This window comes from Streptomyces sp. RK9 (genome assembly GCF_045070545.1).
Taxonomy (GTDB): Bacteria; Actinomycetota; Actinomycetes; order Streptomycetales; family Streptomycetaceae; genus Streptomyces; species Streptomyces alboflavus.
The window spans coordinates 2,954,177-2,972,695 of the sequence record NZ_CP173703.1 but is presented as its reverse complement, the minus strand read 5'-3'; the positions used below and the strand labels follow the sequence as shown (position 1 = coordinate 2,972,695).

General features: G+C 70.5%; 12 protein-coding genes. 7 read left to right on the top strand and 5 right to left on the bottom strand.

What is annotated here, in order from left to right:
• Nucleotides 1-58: 58 nt before the first annotated feature.
• A complete protein-coding gene (locus tag AB6L24_RS12065; protein ID WP_405654976.1) occupies nucleotides 59-1,975 on the bottom strand; it encodes a site-2 protease family protein in 1,917 nt (638 codons plus the stop codon).
• 129 nt (nucleotides 1,976-2,104) lie between these two features.
• On the opposite strand from AB6L24_RS12065, the gene AB6L24_RS12060 reads away from it, so the two are divergent.
• Together AB6L24_RS12060 and AB6L24_RS12055 are read left to right on the top strand one after the other, a co-directional pair.
• Nucleotides 2,105-3,019: a RecB family exonuclease gene (locus AB6L24_RS12060; RefSeq protein ID WP_405654974.1), complete on the top strand. Its 915-nt coding sequence runs from the start codon at nucleotides 2,105-2,107 to the stop codon at nucleotides 3,017-3,019.
• A 15-nt stretch (nucleotides 3,020-3,034) separates the two neighbouring features.
• Complete coding sequence (locus tag AB6L24_RS12055; protein ID WP_030356234.1) at nucleotides 3,035-3,706, top strand: response regulator transcription factor; 672 nt, start codon at nucleotides 3,035-3,037, stop codon at nucleotides 3,704-3,706.
• Between the two features lie 106 nt (nucleotides 3,707-3,812).
• Here AB6L24_RS12055 and AB6L24_RS12050 read toward each other — a convergent pair whose 3' ends face one another.
• The 4 genes from AB6L24_RS12050 to metH all read right to left on the bottom strand — a co-directional run bounded on the left by AB6L24_RS12050 (nucleotide 3,813) and on the right by metH (nucleotide 11,889).
• On the bottom strand, nucleotides 3,813-5,393 hold the full coding sequence (locus AB6L24_RS12050) for an ABC transporter substrate-binding protein (RefSeq protein ID WP_405654971.1): 1,581 nt from the start codon (nucleotides 5,391-5,393) through the stop codon (nucleotides 3,813-3,815).
• 42 nt (nucleotides 5,394-5,435) lie between these two features.
• The gene (locus AB6L24_RS12045; protein ID WP_405654969.1) at nucleotides 5,436-7,043 is read right to left on the bottom strand and encodes an ABC transporter substrate-binding protein; all 1,608 of its coding nucleotides are present in this window, start codon (nucleotides 7,041-7,043) and stop codon (nucleotides 5,436-5,438) included.
• 397 nt (nucleotides 7,044-7,440) lie between these two features.
• Nucleotides 7,441-8,136, bottom strand: coding sequence for an HAD family phosphatase (locus AB6L24_RS12040; RefSeq protein ID WP_030356231.1), 696 nt, complete (start codon nucleotides 8,134-8,136; stop codon nucleotides 7,441-7,443).
• 204 nt (nucleotides 8,137-8,340) lie between these two features.
• Nucleotides 8,341-11,889, bottom strand: a complete 3,549-nt coding sequence (metH, locus tag AB6L24_RS12035; protein WP_405654966.1) for a methionine synthase — start codon at nucleotides 11,887-11,889, stop codon at nucleotides 8,341-8,343.
• Between the two features lie 255 nt (nucleotides 11,890-12,144).
• On the opposite strand from metH, the gene AB6L24_RS12030 reads away from it, so the two are divergent.
• The 5 genes from AB6L24_RS12030 (at nucleotide 12,145) to AB6L24_RS12010 (ending at nucleotide 18,427) form a co-directional block, all read left to right on the top strand.
• On the top strand, nucleotides 12,145-12,909 hold the full coding sequence (locus AB6L24_RS12030) for an IclR family transcriptional regulator (RefSeq protein ID WP_030356229.1): 765 nt from the start codon (nucleotides 12,145-12,147) through the stop codon (nucleotides 12,907-12,909).
• Between the two features lie 296 nt (nucleotides 12,910-13,205).
• Nucleotides 13,206-13,991: an MIP/aquaporin family protein gene (locus AB6L24_RS12025; protein ID WP_087883389.1), complete on the top strand. Its 786-nt coding sequence runs from the start codon at nucleotides 13,206-13,208 to the stop codon at nucleotides 13,989-13,991.
• A 50-nt stretch (nucleotides 13,992-14,041) separates the two neighbouring features.
• Nucleotides 14,042-15,583, top strand: coding sequence for a glycerol kinase GlpK (glpK, locus tag AB6L24_RS12020; RefSeq protein ID WP_380852693.1), 1,542 nt, complete (start codon nucleotides 14,042-14,044; stop codon nucleotides 15,581-15,583).
• Nucleotides 15,584-15,620: 37 nt separating this feature from the next.
• Nucleotides 15,621-17,249 carry an FAD-dependent oxidoreductase gene (locus tag AB6L24_RS12015; RefSeq protein ID WP_405654963.1) on the top strand — a complete coding sequence of 543 codons (1,629 nt, stop codon included), beginning with the start codon at nucleotides 15,621-15,623 and terminating at the stop codon, nucleotides 17,247-17,249.
• Nucleotides 17,250-17,362: 113 nt separating this feature from the next.
• Nucleotides 17,363-18,427 carry an LLM class flavin-dependent oxidoreductase gene (locus tag AB6L24_RS12010; protein WP_405654961.1) on the top strand — a complete coding sequence of 355 codons (1,065 nt, stop codon included), beginning with the start codon at nucleotides 17,363-17,365 and terminating at the stop codon, nucleotides 18,425-18,427.
• Nucleotides 18,428-18,519: the final 92 nt, after the last annotated feature.

Below are 18,519 nucleotides of genomic sequence, written 5' to 3'. Positions count from 1 at the left end.
TACCGGCCGTGGCGGGGGCCGCCGACCACCGCGGTCGCGCGGCCCGCCCCCGGCGCGGTCAGCTGGGCCGGGCCATGGCGTTGACGAAGGCGCGCTCGACGTCGGCGGCGGACAGGACGCCGTAGATCTCGCCGGAGGTCTCCACGACCAGGTACTCGGTCGCCGGGGTGGCCCGCAGCCGGTCCAGGAGCTCCTCCCCCGAGAGGTCGGCGGGGACGCGCATGCCTTCGGTGATGTCCTGGGCGAGGCCGCTGACGGTGACCCAGGGGCGGCGGTGTTCCGGTACGCCGACGATGGCGGCCTCCCGGACCACGGACAGCGGGTCGCCGTCGGCGTCCACCACGACCAGGGCGCGGGCGCCCGCGGCGTTGGCGCGGCGCAGGGCCTCCGACAGCGGGGTGTCGGTCTCCACGGGGACGGCGCGGCGGGTGAGCGCGCGGGCCCGCAGCTCGGGCAGGTGCTCGCGCAGCCGGGCCATGCGCAGGCTGTTGCCCGCCCCGGTCCAGATGATGGCGGCGAGGATCGCGGCGAGCAGGGCGTCGGTGACGGTGTCCATGCCGCCGATGTCCTGGGTCTCGCCGCCGAGGGCGCCGGACTGGTTGAGGAGCGGCAGGCCGATGAGGACGGAGATGGCGAGCGCGCGGCCGACCCAGGCGGCGGCGATGGTGCCGCTCATGGGCTTGCCGGTGATCTTCCAGACGACGGCGCGGAGCATGCGGCCGCCGTCGAGCGGGAGGCCGGGCAGGAGGTTGAACGCGGCGACGATGAGGTTGGAGATCATCAGTCCGGCGAGCAGGACGCCGGGCACGGTGCCGGGTTCCACGGCGCGCATGCCCACGTAGAACACGCCCGCGAGGACGAGGGAGAGCAGGGGTCCGACGAAGGCGAGGACGAACTCGCGGCCGGGGGTCTCGCTCTCCTTCTCGATCTCGCTGACGCCGCCGAAGAACTGGAGCTGGATGCGGCGCACGGGGAGCTTGAAGCGGAGCGCGGCGACGGTGTGGGCCAGCTCGTGCACGAGCACCGAGGCGTAGAACGCGACGGCGAAGAACAGCGACACGAGATAGCGGGCGTTGCCGAGTTCGGGCAGGACGCGGTCGAGCTGGCCGCCGAACACCCAGGTGATCAGCGCGGCGACGAGGAACCAGCTGGGCGCGACGTAGACGGGCACGCCGAAGGGGCGCCCCATGAGGAGGCCCCCGCCGGGGTTCTTCGGCTCGTCCTTGCCCCCCTTGTCCCCCTTATCCAGCTTGTCCAGCTTGTCCCGCTTGCCGTCCTCGGCGCTCTTGAGCGGCTCGCCGGTGTGGTGCGCGTGGGCCCGCTCCGGGGCCGGTGCGGGGACCCTGGGCGGGGTGGGCCGGTCGGCGGGGGCGGGCTTGTGGACGGAGACGGGGGTGACGGGTGTCGTGGGGGCCGAGGGCCGGGGCTCACCACTGGCGGGGGCGCCGGAGTCGGCGGCCGTGGGGCGCGCCGCGCTCGGCGCCGCTTCGGGCGCGGGGGGCTCGGGGGCGGGGTGGGCAGGCGCGTGGTCGGGGTGGGCGGTCGCGCCGTCGGGACGGTCCGGAGCCCTGTCGGGACGGTCCGGAGCCCTGTCGGCACGGTCCGGGGCCTCGTCGGCACGGTCCGGGGCCTCGTCGGGCCGGCCCGGGGTGCCGTCCGAACGGTCCGGAGCACCCTCGTCATCGGCCCGGACCCGGGCCCGCCCCTCCCCCGCGTCACCCGCGCGGGTGCCCCTCTCGGCGCCAGGGCGCTCGGCCGCGGGCCGGGACGCGTCGCCCGACGCGCTCTCGACCCGGACGGGCGCGCCCTCCGCCCGGCCGGGCACGCTCTGCGCCTCGCCGGACGCACCCCGCCCCTCGCCGGACGCACTCGCCGCCCGGCCGGGCGCGGTCTCCGCCTGGGCGGACGCGTGTTCCGCCTGGGCGGGCGCGTGCTCGTCGGACTGCGGCCTGCCGCTGCCGCCGCTTTCGTCCACGATGTCCCCTCGTTCGAAGCGTCCCCCGCTCCTGCTGTGGCGCGGTACACACACGATCATGCAGGGCGGGAGGGTCTGTCGTCGATGGTATGCGGCCGTTGTCAGTGGTGGGTCGTAGGGTCTGTCGTCATGGAAACCAGGACCGAAGACGTCGGGGTGGCCGCGCGCCCGGCGTCCCTGTCACCCTCGCGCGCGAGCGACTTCATGCAGTGTCCGCTGCTGTATCGCTTCCGGGTGATCGACAAGCTGCCGGAGAAGCCGAGCCCGGCGGCGACGCGGGGCACCCTGGTCCACGCGGTCCTGGAGAGACTCTTCGACGCGCCCTCGGCGGAGCGCACCGCGCCGCGTGCCAAGGAGCTGATCCCCGGCCAGTGGGACCGGCTGCGCGCGGCCAAGCCGGAGCTGGCCGAGCTGTTCGCCCAGGCCGACGACGGCTCGGACGCCTCGGACGACGGCGACGCCGCGGCCGAGCGCATGGCGCGGTGGCTGGCCGACGCGGAGAAGCTGGTCGAGCGGTGGTTCACGCTGGAGGACCCCACCCGCCTCGAGCCCGCCGAGCGGGAGCTGTTCGTGGAGGCCGAGCTGGACTCGGGCCTGAAGCTGCGCGGCATCATCGACCGCGTCGACGTCGCCCCCACCGGCGAGGTCCGCATCGTCGACTACAAGACCGGCAAGGCCCCCCGCCCCGAGTACGCGGAGGGCGCTCTGTTCCAGATGAAGTTCTACGCCCTCGTGGTGTGGCGCCTGAAGGGCCTGATCCCGCGCCGCCTCCAGCTCGTCTATCTGGGCAGCGGCGACGTCATCACGTACGACCCGGTGGCGGCGGACCTGGAGCGGGTCGAGCGCAAGCTGCTCGCGCTGTGGGACGCCATCGTGCTCGCGACGGAGACGGGCAACTGGCGGCCGCGGCCGACGAAGCTGTGCGGCTGGTGCGACCACCAGGCGGTCTGTCCGGAATTCGGCGGCACGCCGCCGCCGTATCCCCTTCCGGTGAGGGCGCCGGAGTCGCCGGACGCGGAGCAGGGCAGAATGGGCCCGGGCTAGGCGAAGGAGAGTTACGTGGCCATCCGCGTCCTACTGGTCGATGACCAGCCGCTGCTGCGCACGGGTTTCCGGATGATCCTGGAGGCCGAGCAGGACATCGCGGTCGTCGGCGAGGCCGGAGACGGTCTGCAGGCTCTGGACCAGGTCCGGGCGTTGCAGCCCGATGTCGTCCTGATGGACATCCGCATGCCGCGGATGGACGGGGTCGAGGCGACCCGCCAGATCACCGGACCCGGCCGGGACGGCCCGGCGAAGGTCCTCGTCCTGACCACCTTCGACCTCGACGAGTACGTGGTGGAGGCGCTGCGCGCCGGTGCCAGCGGCTTCCTCCTGAAGGACGCGCCGGCGAACGAGCTGGTGCAGGCGATCCGGGTGGTCGCCGCGGGTGAGGCGATGCTCGCGCCGAGCATCACGCGCCGCCTGCTCGACAAGTACGCCGGGCACCTCCCCTCGGGCGACGAGCCGGTCCCGGACACGCTGCACACCCTCACCGACCGCGAGGTCGAGGTCCTGAAGCTGGTGGCGCGCGGTCTTTCCAACGCGGAGATCGCCGCGGACCTGTTCGTCAGCGAGACCACGGTGAAGACCCATGTGGGGCACGTCCTGACGAAGCTCGGCCTGCGCGACCGCGTGCAGGCGGCCGTGTACGCCTACGAGAGCGGCCTCGTCCGGCCGGGAGCGCAGTAGCCCGGCGGCAAGGCGGCACACGAAGAGCACGAGTGAGGGGGCGCCCGGTGGGCGCCCCCCTCACTCGTGCTCGCCTCGCCTCAGGCCTCGGCCTGGGCCCGAGGCGTCAGTCCTTGCTGAGCTCCCAGAAGCGGAAGACGGTCGACGCGTCCAGGCAGGACTCCACGCCGTAGACGTTCTCCTGGACGACCGCGTACTGCTTGGCCTGCCAGACCGGGAGGACGGGCAGCTCGTCGGCGACGATGTCCTGGAGCTTGGCGTAGTCCGTGTCGGTCGAGTTGCGGTCGGACTGCGCGGCCGTCGACGGGATGATCTTCCCGGTGATGTCGCTGTTCTCGTAGTGGTTCGACAGGACGTTGCCCTTGCCGAAGAACGGCTGCGTGAAGTTGTCCGGGTCCGGGTAGTCCGGCACCCAGCCCTTGACGTAGACGCCGTACTTCCCGGCCTCGATGTCCTTCTCGTACTGCTCGAACTCGACGGACTTCACATCCGCCTCGAACAGGCCGCTGGCGTTGAGCTGCTTGGCTATCGCGCGCAGCTCCTCGTCGGTGGCCGGGCCGTAACGGGACGGCGTGGACCACAGCGTCAGCTTGGCCTTGCCGTCGATGCCGGCCCCGCGCAGGGCCGCGGCGGCCTTGTCGCGCTGCGGGCGGGCGCCGTAGGTGTCGAAGAAGGCGGTGTTGTGGCCGCCGATGCCGGCCGGGACGATCGAGTACAGCGGCGTCGCCGTGCCCTGGTACACCTGGTCGACCAGCGCTTCGCGGTCGAGGAGGTAGGCGATGGCCTTGCGCACGCCGAGCTTGCCGGCCACCGGGTCCTTCATGTTGAAGACCAGGTGCTGCACTTCGGCGCTGGTGCCCTCGACGACCTCCATCTTGCTGTCGGAGGTGCCCTTCTCCAGGTCGGCTATGTCCCCGGCGGCGAGGCCTCGGTAGGCGACGTCGATGTCGTGGTCGGTGATCGCCTGCTTCAGGCCCTTGCGGTCGCCGTGGAAGAAGCGCAGGGTGACGCCGTCGTTGCGGGTCTTGGCGGTGCCCTCGTAGCCGGAGTTGACGGAGAAGACCGCCTCGTCCTTGTCGAACGAGTCGAGCTTGTACGGCCCCGAGCCCACCGCCTCGCCGTCGGCGCGCAGCTTGTCCTTGGGGTACTCGCGGTGGTCGACGATCGAACCGGCACCCGAGGCGATCTTGCTCGGGAAGGTCGCGTCGGGGAACTTCAGCTTGAAGACGACCGTCTTGGCGTCCGGCGTCTCGACCTCGTCGAGCATCGGGAACATGATCGCCGGGCCGGTCTTGTCGTTGATCTCCCGGACGCGGTCGAAGGAGTACTTGACGTCCTTCGAGGTCAGGTCGTTGCCGTTGCTGAACTTCAGGCCGTCACGCAGCGTGCAGGTGAAGACCTTGGTCTGCCGGTCGGTGAAGCGGCACTTGCGCGCGGCTTCCGGCTCCGGCTGGGTGGCGCCGTTGGGGAAGCTCAGCAGTGACTGGAAGACGTTGTTGAACAGCAGCCACGAGCCGGGGTCGTAACCGGAGGCGGGGTCGGTGGCGAGGACGTCGTCGGACATCCCCACCACCACGGAGTCGCTGTCGGCGGCGGAACCGCCCGACTCCGATCCACAGCCGGTCAGCAGGGTGGCGGCCAGGCCGGAGGTGAGGGGCAGGGCCAGCCACTGGTTGCGCATTTTCACTTGCGTGCCTTGTCGTTGTTTCCGTACTCGGTGGGGCGCCGGTCAGTCGCCCACGCCGCGGGCGAGCTCCCACAGCTGCAGGTTCGAGGAGGAGTTGAGAGCCCATTCGACGCCCGTGATGTCGTCACGTGCGGCGATGTACTGCTTGCCCTGCCACAGGGGCAGCACCGGGACGTCATCGGCCACGATGTCCTGGATCTTCTCGATGCTCTTGCTGGCGCTGAGGCGGTCGGCCTCGCGCCGGGAGGTGGGGATCAGTTCGTCGTTGATGGTGCTGTTGCGGTACGGCGAACCGAGGAAGTTGTCCTTGTCGAGGAACGGCGCGAGGAAGTTGTCGGCGTCCGGGAAGTCGGGGAACCAGCCCATGCCGTAGACGTCGTACTTGCCCTCGCGCTCCGCCGGGCGGAAGGTGTTCCAGATCTCGCCCTTGATCTTCACGTCGAAGAGGCCGGTGGAGTTGAGCTGCTGCTGCAGCGTCTCGAACTCCTTCTTCGTGGCCGGGCCGTAGTGGTCCGTGGTGTAGTGCATGGTCAGCTTCACGGGCGTGTCGATGCCCGCGTCGCTGAGCAGCGCCTTGGCCTTCTTCGGGTCCGGCTGCTCGTACTTGTTGAAGAACGAGTTGGAGTGGCCGGTGATGGTGGTCGGCACCAGTGAGTACAGCGGGTCGGCCATGGAGCCGTACACGCTGCTCGCGAGCGCGCCGCGGTCGACGATCTGGGCCATGGCCTGGCGGACGGCCTTGTTCTTGACGGTCGAGGCGTTGGTGTTGAAGGCGAGGTAGCGGATCTCCAGGCCGGGCATCTCGACGAGGTCGATGTCCTTGCCGGGGTCTTCGTCCAGCTTCTTCACCTGCTGCGGCGACATGGTGCGGGTCATCAGGTCGATGTCGCCGCTGTCGAGGGCCTTGCCCATCCCGGCCGCGTTCACGAAGGTGCGCAGCTCGACCTTCTCGTTCTGCTGGCCGAAGGAACCCTTGTAGTGGGGGTTCTTGGTGAAGACGGCCTTGACGAGCTGGTCGCCCTTGACTTCCTGCTTGACGGTGTACGGGCCGGAGCCGTCCACCTCGAAGCCGTCGCGCAGCTTCGTCTTGCTGTAGCGATCGGGGCTGACGATGCCCGCGATCGGCGTGGCGAGCTTGTACGGGAACGTCGCGTCCGGGCTCTTGAGGTGGAAGACGACGCCGCGGTCGCCCTGGACCTCGATGGTCTCGACGTTCGACACGAGGCCGTCGACACCGCTGGAGTTGGCGACCTTCATGTCCCGCACCCGCTCGATGGAGAACTTCACATCGGAGGCGGTCAGCGGCTTGCCGTCGGCGAACTTGAGGTCCTTGCGCAGCGTGCACGCGTACCGCTCGTTGCCGGTGTCGGTGAAGCCGCACTTCTGCGCCGCCTCGGGCTCCGGCTCGCCGCCCCCGCGCGGCATGGCCATGAGCGTCTGCAGGGTCTGCCGCAGGATGTTCCAGGTTCCGGCGTCGTAGGAGTACGCAGGGTCGAAGGGAGCCGGGACTTCCTTCGAGACGGCGAACCGGTCCGTGGTGCCCACCGCGATGGGGTCGTCGCTGTCCCCGCTGCCCGAACCGCCACACGCGGCGAGCGTGGGGGCGAGCAGACCTATCAGGGCCGGCAGCACCAAAGTCTTGCGGTTCATGCTGGACGTTCTCCAGAACTCTTGAATACCCGTGTTTTCCGGCAACGGCGGGGTGGGGTTGATGGGTCACGGGGAGGGTGGGGCGATGTTCTCGCGACGAGATTAGTCCGCACCACCAGAGGCATTGGAGGGGACCGGAGTTGAGCTGCCATCACGCAGTGATACGGGGCGTGGACACACCGATAACCCGACACCGGAAGGTTTCGTGCACGGGCGGCCCAATCAGGACACAAGGTCACGCCCCGCCCGGGGGGTAAGGGCTCTCCGGCACAGGTTCGGGGACCTGTCGACCCTCTTCGACGTGGGAAACGTCACACTTTCAACTGGCCGTGTGCCCCGGGTATTTCAGCCACCCGAGGCTGGTTCACCGGCCGTCATGCCCGTTCGGGCACGCTTCTCAGAGGCTCATCAGGCCGTGCAGGAACCGCAGGTCGACCTGTTCCAGGGACGGCACCACGGTGCGGCCCGCGGCCGGGGCGATCGGCGCGACGGACGGTACGGCCACGACGCGGCAGCCCGCGGCCTCGGCGGCGGCCACGCCGGTCGCGGTGTCCTCGATGACGGCGCAGCGGCCGGGCTCGGCGCCGAGGCCCGCGGCGGCGATCAGATAGGGGTCGGGGTGCGGCTTGGTGCGCTCCACCTCGTCGCCCGCCACGGTCAGGCGGAAGTGGTGGGTGCCGATGGAGCCGAGGATGCGGTCGATGATGCGCCGGTGCGAGGCCGAGACGAGCGCCGTCGGCACGTCGTGGGCGGCGAGTTCGGCGAGGAGTCTGGCGGCGCCCGGCATCAGCGGCAGGGCGCGGCTGATGCGGTCCTCGAAGCCGTCGTTGAGCAGCACGGTCAGCTCGGCGAGGGTGATGTCGGCGCCGGTGGCCTCGATGAGGAAGCCGGCGCTGCGGGTCATGGGGCCGCCGACGACGATGTCCCGCCAGGACTCGTCGAGGGTGTGCCCGAGTGCCGCGAAGACCTCCACCTCCGCGTCCCACCAGAAGCCCTCGGTGTCGACGAGGGTTCCGTCCATGTCGAGGAGAACGGCCTGCAGAGCGGAGCCTTCGGCCGTTCGGGTACCGAGAGCGGGAACCGTACTGGTCATCGGGCACACCTCCATGAGGGACGAGAAGGCCGGTCCCCCTTGGGGGACCGGCCTGCCAGCTGGACAGACCAGTGTACGTTCCCGGCGCCTGGACCGCGCTGCGATATTTGCCTTGGACGGGCGTCTTTCATGGGGGCTGCGCCCCCTTGCCCCCGCTTGTCGGCGCTTCGCGCCTCGTCCTCAATCGCCGGACGGGCTCCATCGCTACCGCGCGTTGAAGTACTTTGCTTCCGGGTGGTGGATCACGATCGCGTCCGTCGACTGTTCGGGGTGGAGTTGGAACTCCTCCGAGAGTTCGACTCCGATGCGCTCCGGCTGGAGGAGTTCGGCGATCTTGGCGCGGTCCTCCAGGTCGGGGCAGGCGCCGTAGCCGAGGGAGAAGCGGGCGCCGCGGTACTTGAGGGCGAACATGTCCTCGACGTCCGCCGGGTCCTCGCCGCCGAAGCCCAGCTCGGAGCGGACGCGGGCGTGCCAGTACTCGGCCAGGGCCTCGGCCAACTGCACGGAGAGGCCGTGCAGTTCCAGGTAGTCGCGGTAGGCGTCGGCGGCGAACAGCTCGGCGGTGGCCTCGCCGATCCTGGAGCCGACGGTGACGACCTGGAGGCCGACCACGTCGGTCTCGCCGGACTCCTCGGGGCGGAAGAAGTCGGCGAGGCACAGGCGGCGGCCCCGGCGCTGGCGCGGGAAGGAGAAGCGGGTGCGTTCGTTGCCCTGCTCGTCCAGGATGATCAGGTCGTCACCCTTGGAGACACAGGGGAAATAGCCGTAGACGACGGCGGCTTCGAGCAGGTTCTTGGTCTGGAGCTCGTCGAGGAGGCCGCGCAGGCGCGGGCGGCCCTCGGTCTCGACCAGCTCCTCGTACGTCGGTCCGTCGCCCGCGCGGGCCTGCTTCAGGCCCCACTGACCCTTGAACAGCGCGCCCTCGTCCAGCCAGGACGCGTACTCCTTGAGCTGGATGCCCTTGATGACGCGGGTGCCGCGGAACGGGGGCGTGGGCACGGGGTTGTCGGTCGCGACGTCGGAGCGGGCGGGGCCCTCGGGCTCCTTGACCTCGACGGCGGGTGTGTCCCGCTTGGGGACGCGGCGCTGCTTGAGCTCGGGCAGGGTGGCGCCGGGCACGCCGCGCTTGACGGCGATGAGGGCGTCCATCAGGCGCAGGCCCTCGAACGCGTCGCGGGCGTAGCGGACTTCGCCCTCGTAGATCTCGTGCAGGTCCTGTTCGACGTAGGCCCGGGTGAGCGCGGCGCCGCCGAGGATGACCGGGTAGTCGGCGGCCATCTGGCGCTGGTTCAGCTCCTCCAGGTTCTCCTTCATGATCACGGTCGACTTGACCAGGAGGCCCGACATGCCGATGACGTCGGCGCGGTGCTCCTGGGCGGCGTCGAGGATCGCGGCGACGGGCTGCTTGATGCCCAGGTTGACCACGTTGTAGCCGTTGTTGGACAGGATGATGTCGACGAGGTTCTTGCCGATGTCGTGGACGTCGCCGCGCACGGTGGCGAGCACGATGGTGCCCTTGCCCTCGGCGTCGGACTTCTCCATGTGCGGCTCCAGGTGGGCCACCGCCGTCTTCATGACCTCGGCGGACTGGAGCACGAACGGCAGCTGCATCTGGCCGGAGCCGAACAGCTCGCCGACGACCTTCATGCCCTCGAGGAGCGTGTCGTTGACGATGTCCAGGGCGGGGCGCTCCAGGAGCGCCTCGTCCAGGTCGGCCTCCAGGCCGTTCTTCTCGCCGTCGATGATGCGGCGCTGGAGGCGCTCGTCCAGCGGCAGGGCGAGGAGTTCCTCGGCCTTGCCCGCCTTCATGGACTTCATGTTGACGCCCTCGAACAGCTCCATGAGCCGCTGCAGGGGGTCGTAGGCGGGCTCGTCGCCCTGCTGGGGGCGGCGGCGGTCGTAGATCAGGTCGAGCGCGACCTCGACCTGCTCCTCCTCCAGGCGGGCGATCGGCAGGATCTTCGAGGCGTGCACGATCGCGGAGTCCAGGCCGGCCTTGACGCACTCGTCGAGGAACACCGAGTTGAGGACCACGCGGGCGGCCGGGTTCAGGCCGAAGGAGATGTTGGACAGGCCCAGGGTGGTCTGGACGTCGGGGTGGCGGCGCTTCAGCTCGCGGATGGCCTCGATGGTGGCGATGCCGTCGCCCCGGGACTCCTCCTGACCGGTGCAGATGGTGAAGGTCAGGGTGTCGATGAGGATGTCCGACTCGTGGATGCCCCAGTTGGTCGTCAGGTCCTCGATGAGGCGCTCGGCGATGGCGACCTTGTGCTCGACGGTGCGGGCCTGGCCCTCCTCGTCGATGGTGAGGGCGATCAGCGCGGCGCCGTGCTCCTGGGCGAGCGCGGTGACCTTCGCGAACCGGGACTCGGGGCCGTCGCCGTCCTCGTAGTTGACGGAGTTGATGACGGCGCGCCCGCCCAGCTTCTCCAGGCCCGCCTGGATGACGGGCACCTCGGTGGAGTCGAGGACGATGGGCAGCGTGGAGGCGGTGGCGAAGCGTCCGGCCAGCTCCTGCATGTCGGCGACGCCGTCCCGGCCGACGTAGTCGACGCACAGGTCGAGCATGTGCGCGCCCTCGCGGATCTGGTCGCGGGCCATCTCCACGCAGTCGTCCCAGCGGGCGTCCAGCATGGCCTCGCGGAACTTCTTCGAGCCGTTGGCGTTGGTGCGCTCGCCGATCGCCATGTACGAGGTGTCCTGGCGGAACGGCACGGTCTGGTAGAGCGAGGCGGCGCCCGGCTCGGGGCGCGGGTCGCGCACGGTCGGGGTCAGGCCGCGGACGCGCTCGACGACCTGGCGCAGGTGCTCGGGGGTGGTGCCGCAGCAGCCGCCGACGAGGGACAGGCCGTACTCGCGGACGAAGGTCTCCTGGGCGTCGGCCAGCTCGGAGGCCGTCAGCGGGTAGTGCGCGCCGTCCTTGCCGAGGACGGGCAGGCCGGCGTTGGGCATGCAGAGGATCGGGACCCGGGAGTGCCGGGCGAGGTAGCGCAGGTGCTCGCTCATCTCGGCCGGGCCCGTCGCGCAGTTCAGGCCGATCATGTCGATGCCCAGCGGCTCCAGGGCGGTCAGCGCGGCGCCGATCTCGGAGCCGAGCAGCATGGTGCCGGTGGTCTCGACGGTGACGGAGCAGATCAGCGGCACGGTGGCGCCGGTGGCGTCCAGGGCGCGGCGGGCGCCGAGGAGGGCGGCCTTGGTCTGCAGCAGGTCCTGGGTGGTCTCCACCAGGAGCGCGTCGGCGCCGCCCGCGATCATGCCTTCGGCGTTCTGCTGGTAGGCGTCGCGCAGCACGGTGTACGGGGCGTGGCCGAGGGTGGGCAGCTTGGTGCCGGGGCCCATGGAGCCGAGGACCCAGCGCTGCGAGCCGGTGGAGACGGTGAACTCGTCGGCGACCTCGCGGGCGATGCGGGCGCCGGACTCGGAGAGCTCGAAGACGCGCTCGGGGATGTCGTACTCGCCGAGCGCCGCGTGGTTCGCGCCGAAGGTGTTGGTCTCGACGCAGTCGACGCCCGCGGCGAAGTACTCGCGGTGGACGGAGGCGACGATGTCGGGGCGCGTGATGTTCAGGATCTCGTTGCAGCCCTCGAGGTTCTGGAAGTCCTCGAGGCTCGGGTCCTGTGCCTGCAGCATGGTGCCCATCGCTCCGTCGGCGACCACCACGCGGGTCGCCAGTGCTTCGCGGAGGGCGTCGGCCCGGTTCCCGGCGGAGGTGTCCACCGAGGAAGCGGATGAGGGGGTCGGCAACGAGGCCATGAATGAGCTCCCTGGAGTGCGACGGCTGTCGGCTTTGCGGGTTCCTTGGGGACCCGCACCCGGCCAGGGTAGCGGGGACCCCGGTCCCACCGTGAGACCGTCCCAGCGGGCGGACCCCTGCGCCACGTGGCCGGAACTGTTCGGCCGACCCCGTGTGGCGCAAACGCTGCGCACGCACCCTTAGCCAGAGGTCGGCAACGACCGATAGTGTTCAGCATTGTCGAACGTCAACCGGGGTTGGAGGACAGGGCTGCGATGGCACGGAACATCCAGTCGCTCGAGCGGGCCGCCGCGATGCTGCGCCTGCTCGCGGGCGGCGAGCGCCGGCTGGGCCTCTCGGACATCGCCTCCGCCCTCGGACTCGCCAAGGGCACGGCCCACGGCATCCTGCGCACCCTCCAGCAGGAGGGCTTCGTCGAGCAGGACGCGGCATCGGGCCGCTATCAGCTGGGCGCGGAGCTGCTGCGCCTCGGCAACAGCTATCTGGACGTGCACGAGCTGCGCGCCCGCGCCCTGGTGTGGACCGACGACCTGGCCCGCTCCAGCGGCGAGAGCGTGTACCTGGGCGTCCTGCACCAGCAGGGCGTGCTGATCGTGCACCACGTCTTCCGCCCCGACGACAGCCGCCAGGTCCTGGAGGTCGGCGCCATGCAGCCGCTGCACTCCACGGCGCTCGGCAAGGTGCTCGCGGCGTACGACCCGGTGGCGCACAGCGAGGCCCTGGAGGCCGAGCGGGAGTCGTTCACGGCGCACACGGTGAGCGCGCCGGAGGCGTTCGAGGGCGTCCTCGACCTCACGCGCGCGCGGGGCTACGCGGCCGACGTCGAGGAGACCTGGGAGGGCATCGCGTCCGTGGCCGCGCCCATCCACGACCGGCGGCGGATGCCGGTGGGCGCGGTGGGGATCACGGGGGCCGTGGAACGGGTGTGCCCCTCGGGCGAGCTGCGGCCCGAGCTGATCGCCGCCGTCCGGGACTGCGCGCGGGCCGTCTCCCGCGATCTGGGCGCGAGCCGGTTCTGACGGGGCGCGGACCGGTTCCGACCTGGGGCCCGGCGCGCGCCCGCATGTTTCTGGTTGCGACTCCGGCGATAACCCAGAACGATCAATAACGATCGTGTTTTCAATTACAGAACTCTTGACGCGCTGGTAACCCCACGGCCAGACTCGCGTCCACCGGTCGGCATTGTCGAACACCTAACGGCATTACGCGTTACAGTGGGGCAAGCCAGGGCCGGCAACGCCCTCACCTGAGGGCGCGGACCACCGGAGGGACCCGGGGTTCGCCTTTCCCTGGACGAAGGACAAAGGAGTCGCGGGTGTCCAGCTCCGACATCTTCATCGGCGAGACCATCGGTACCGCCGTGCTCATCCTGCTCGGTGGTGGCGTGTGCGCCGCCGTCACGCTCAAGCGCTCGAAGGCCAAGGACGCGGGCTGGCTCGCGATCACGTTCGGCTGGGGCTTCGCCGTACTGACCGGCGCCTACCTCGCGGGCGGCGTCTCCGGCGCGCACCTCAACCCGGCGGTCACCATCGGCCTCGCCGTGGACGGCGGCACCAAGTGGAGCGACGTGCCGATCTACCTCGGCTCGCAGTTCCTCGGCGCCATGATCGGTGCGGTGCTCGTGTGGGCCACGTACTACGGCCAGTTCCAGGCCCACCTCACGGACCCCGAGATCGTGAACGCCAAGTCCGGTGACGAGGGCATGGTCGACCTGAAGGCCGCGCCCAAGGCAGGACCCGTGCTCGGCATCTTCTCGACCGGTCCGGAGATCCGGAACGTCGCCCAGAACCTGGTCACCGAGATCATCGCCACGACCGTGCTCGTCCTGGCGATCCTCACCCAGGGCCTCAACGACGGCGGCAACGGCCTCGGCGTCCTCGGCGCCCTGATCACCGCGCTCGTCGTGGTCGGCATCGGCCTCTCGCTCGGCGGCCCCACGGGCTACGCCATCAACCCGGTCCGTGACCTCGGCCCGCGCGTCGTGCACGCGCTGCTCCCGCTCCCCAACAAGGGTGGCTCCGACTGGTCGTACGCGTGGATTCCCGTCGTCGGACCGCTGATCGGCGGCGCTCTCGCCGCGTACATCTTCAAGCTGTTCTGAGCGACCACGCCGACCACGCCGAGAACCCGACGGACTTTCAGGAGCACACCGTGACCGACGCACACACCGCAGGCCCCTTCATCGCCGCGATCGACCAGGGCACCACTTCCAGCCGCTGCATCGTCTTCGACCGCGACGGACGCATCGTCTCCGTCGACCAGAAGGAGCACGAGCAGATCTTCCCGAAGCCGGGCTGGGTCGAGCACAACGCCACCGAGATCTGGACCAACGTCGAGGAAGTCGTCGCCGGAGCCATCTCCAAGGCCGGCATCACCAGCGCCGACATCAAGGCCATCGGCATCACCAACCAGCGCGAGACCACGCTGCTGTGGGACAAGAACACCGGCGAGCCGGTGTACAACGCCATCGTCTGGCAGGACACCCGCACCGACGCCCTCTGCAAGGAGCTCGGCCGCAACGTCGGCCAGGACCGCTTCCGCCGCGAGACGGGCCTGCCGCTGGCCTCCTACTTCGCCGGGCCCAAGGCCCGCTGGCTGCTCGACAACGTCGACGGCCTGCGCGAGCGCGCCGAGGCGGGCGACATCCTCTTCGGCACGATGGACTCCTGGGTCATCTGGAACCTGACGGGCGGGGTGAACGGCGGCAAGCACGTCACCGACGTCACCAACGCCTCGCGCACCATGCTGATGAACCTGCACACCATGGAGTGGGACGAGCGCATCGCCGAGTCCATCGGCGTGCCGACCCAGATCCTCCCCGAGATCCGCTCCTCCGCCGAGGTCTACGGCGAGGTCACCGGCGGCAAGCTCGGCGACATCCTGGGCGGCATCCCGGTCGCCTCCGCCCTCGGCGACCAGCAGGCGGCCCTGTTCGGCCAGACCTGTTTCGAGGAGGGCGAGGCCAAGTCCACGTACGGCACCGGCACCTTCATGCTGATGAACACCGGCGAGAAGGCCATCAACTCGTACTCCGGACTGCTCACCACCGTGGGCTACCAGATCGGCGACAAGAAGCCGGTCTACGCCCTCGAGGGCTCCATCGCCGTCACCGGCTCGCTCGTGCAGTGGATGCGCGACCAGATGGGCCTGATCAACTCCGCCGCCGAGATCGAGACGCTCGCGTCCTCGGTCGACGACAACGGCGGCGCGTACTTCGTACCGGCCTTCTCGGGCCTGTTCGCCCCGTACTGGCGTTCCGACGCCCGCGGTGTGATCGCCGGTCTGACCCGGTACGTCACCAAGGCGCACATCGCGCGCGCCGTTCTGGAGGCCACCGCCTGGCAGACCCGTGAGATCACCGACGCCATGACGAAGGACTCCGGCGTCGAGCTCGCGGCCCTCAAGGTCGACGGCGGCATGACCTCCAACAACCTGCTGATGCAGACCCTCTCGGACTTCCTGGACGCGCCGGTGGTGCGCCCCATGGTCGCCGAGACGACCTGCCTCGGCGCCGCCTATGCCGCCGGTCTCGCCGTCGGCTTCTGGTCCTCCACCGACGACCTGCGCGCCAACTGGCGCCGGGCCGCGGAGTGGACCCCCCGCATGGACGCGGACATCCGCGACCGTGAGTACAAGAACTGGCTCAAGGCCGTCGAGCGGACCATGGGCTGGCTCGAGGACGACGAGAGCTGAACCGCACTCAGCTCAGCTGACGAGGAGTTAAGCAACCATGACCACCCTGCAGAGCGGCCCCGCCTTTCCGGCTCTCGGCACGCCCCCGGCCGCGGGCAGCGCGCCGAGCCGCGCCGAGACCCGGGAACGTCTGTCCAAGGCGTCCTACGACCTCCTGGTGATCGGCGGCGGAATCCTGGGCATCTCCACCGCCTGGCATGCCGCGCAGTCGGGTCTCAGGGTGGCCCTGGTGGACGCCGGCGACTTCGCCGGCGCCACCTCCTCCGCCTCCTCCAAGCTGCTCCACGGCGGTCTGCGCTACCTGCAGACCGGCGCGGTGAAGCTGGTCGCGGAGAACCACTTCGAGCGGCGTGCGGTGTCACGCCAGGTGGCACCGCACCTCGCCAACCCGCTCACCTTCTACCTGCCGGTCTACAAGGGCGGCCCGCACGGCGCCGCCAAGCTCGGCGCGGGCGTCTTCGCCTACTCGGCGCTCTCCGCGTTCGGCGACGGCGTCGGCCACCTGCTCTCCCCCGCCAAGGCGGCGCAGGACGTGCCGGAGCTGCGCACGGACAACCTGAAGGCCGTGGCCGTGTACGGCGACGACCAGATGAACGACGCGCGCATGGCCCTGATGACGGTCCGCGCCGCCGCCGAGGCCGGCGCCGCCGTCCTCAACCACGCCGAGGTCACCGGACTGCGCTTCACCGGCGGCCGGGTCACCGGCGCCGACCTCAAGGACCGGATAGACGGCACCGAGTTCGGTGTGAACGCCCGCCTGGTCCTGAACGCGACCGGCCCCTGGGTCGACCACCTGCGCAAGATGGAGAACCCGGACGCGGCCCCCTCCATCCGCCTGTCCAAGGGCGCGCACCTGGTCCTCAAGCGCACCGCCCCCTGGAAGGCCGCGCTGGCCACGCCGATCGACAAGTACCGCATCACGTTCGCCCTGCCCTGGGAGGACATGCTCCTTCTCGGCACCACCGACGAGGAGTTCGAGGGCGACCCGGCGGACGTGCGCGTCACCGAGTCCGACACCGCGCAGATCCTGGACGAGGCCGCGTTCTCCATCCGCGACCAGCAGCTGTCCCGTGACCTGATCACGTACTCCTTCGCGGGTCTGCGGGTGCTGCCGGGCGGTCCCGGCGACACCTCCAAGGCCAAGCGCGAGACGGTCGTCACCGAGGGCCGCGGCGGCATGCTGTCGGTCGCGGGCGGCAAGTGGACGACGTTCCGCCACATCGGCCGTACGGTCATGAAGAAGCTGGAGGCCCTGCCGGGTCACCCGCTCGGTGGTGCCGACGAAGACTTCGTGCCGATCTCCGAGCTGCCGAAGAAGCTGCCGCTGCCCGGTATCGCCAACCCGCGCGCGGTCGCCCACCGCCTCCTGGTCGACGGCCCGGCGCCGGGCCCGCGCATGGCGCCCGACACCGCGCGCCACCTGGCCACGCACTACGGCTCCCTGTCCTTCGACATCGCCCGCCTGGCGAACGAGAACCCGGAGCTGGCCGAGCGCGTGCACCCCGACGCCCCGGAGATCTGGGCGCAGGTCGTGTACGCCCGCGACAACGAGTGGGCCGAGACGGCCGACGACGTGCTGCGTCGCCGTACGACCCTGACGATCCGGGGCCTGGCGACGGACGAGATCCGTGGCAAGGTCGAGGACCTGCTGGGCGAGAAGAGCTGACGCACACTCGGCGCGGGTAAGGGGCGGCCTCCATGGAGGCCGCCCCTTACGCATGGCCAGGTGTGCCATACCGCCGCCACACCCCCGCAACGTTCGCCCCGCACATTTGAAGCATGAAGTTTCAGGTCCTTTCCCTCATCTCCCACTCGCCCCACCCCCTGACCGGTGAACTCCCCTCCGCCGCCGAGCGGTTCGAGGACGTCGTCGAGGTCGGTGTCGAGGCGGAACGGCTCGGGTACGACGCGTACGCGGTGGGCGAGCGGCACGCGGGCGCGTTCCTGTCGTCGAGCCCGACGGTGGTGCTCGGCGCGCTCGCGGCGCGCACGTCCCGCATCCGGCTCCTGACCGGCGTGACGGTGGTCGCGATCCTCGACCCGGTGCGGGTCGCCGAGGACTACGCGACGCTCGACCAGCTCTCGCGCGGGCGCGTGGAGCTGGTGATCGGCAAGGGCGCGGAGGCCGGCCACTTCGACCTGTTCGGGCTCGACGAGGCCCGGCAGTGGGACCTCCAGAAGGAGAAGTACGAACTCCTGCGGCGGCTGTGGCGCGAGGAGAACGTCGACTGGGCGGGCGAGTTCCGGCCCGCCCTGAAGGACGTGACGACCGTGCCGCGCCCGTACGCGGGCCCGCCGCGCGTCTGGCACGGCTCGGCGACCTCCCGCAACTCACCCGAACTCGCCGCCCTGCACGGCGATCCGCTGTTCACCGCCAACGCCATCCAGCCGCGCGCCGCGTACGCGGAGCTCATCGCGCACTACCGGGAGCGGTTCGAGGCGCACGGCCACGACCCGGCGCGCGCCCATGTGGCGGCGGGCTCGGGCGGGTTGCTCATCGCCGACAGCGCGGAGCGGGCGGTGAGCCGCTACCGGGACCTGTACGAGGCGAAGGTGCGCCAGACGTTCAAGCCGCACCTCGAAGGAAAGGCGGGCTACAACACCCCCTTCCGCACCATCGAGGACGCCGTCGCCGACGGACCGCAGCTCATCGGCTCCCCGCAGCAGATCATCGACAAGATCCTCGGCTACCACGAGGTGTACCGGCACGATCTGCAGTCGATCTCCGTGGACGGGTTCGGCCTGTCGCGCGGCGAACAGGTGGAGACCCTCCAGCGGTTCGCGGAGGAGATCGCGCCGGTGGTGCGGCGCGAGGCACCGTCGACGCTCTGGTCCGAGGCCTGACCGCGCCCCCTTCCTCCTTCCCCACGGGCCGACGGCGCGGACCGCCGTCCACGCTGTGGAACCCCTCGTGGCCCCGGAGCGCTCCGGGCTAC

Bases quoted from the DNA above. Each gene is read 5' to 3' on its own strand.
- AB6L24_RS12060 (WP_405654974.1), top strand. From the start codon at position 2,105: ATGGAAACCAGGACCGAAGACGTCGGGGTGGCCGCGCGCCCGGCGTCC.
- AB6L24_RS12045 (WP_405654969.1), bottom strand. From the start codon at position 7,043: ATGAACCGCAAGACTTTGGTGCTGCCGGCCCTGATAGGTCTGCTCGCC.
- AB6L24_RS12040 (WP_030356231.1), bottom strand. From the start codon at position 8,136: ATGACCAGTACGGTTCCCGCTCTCGGTACCCGAACGGCCGAAGGCTCC.
- metH (WP_405654966.1), bottom strand. From the start codon at position 11,889: ATGGCCTCGTTGCCGACCCCCTCATCCGCTTCCTCGGTGGACACCTCC.
- AB6L24_RS12030 (WP_030356229.1), top strand. From the start codon at position 12,145: ATGGCACGGAACATCCAGTCGCTCGAGCGGGCCGCCGCGATGCTGCGC.
- AB6L24_RS12015 (WP_405654963.1), top strand. From the start codon at position 15,621: ATGACCACCCTGCAGAGCGGCCCCGCCTTTCCGGCTCTCGGCACGCCC.
- AB6L24_RS12010 (WP_405654961.1), top strand. From the start codon at position 17,363: ATGAAGTTTCAGGTCCTTTCCCTCATCTCCCACTCGCCCCACCCCCTG.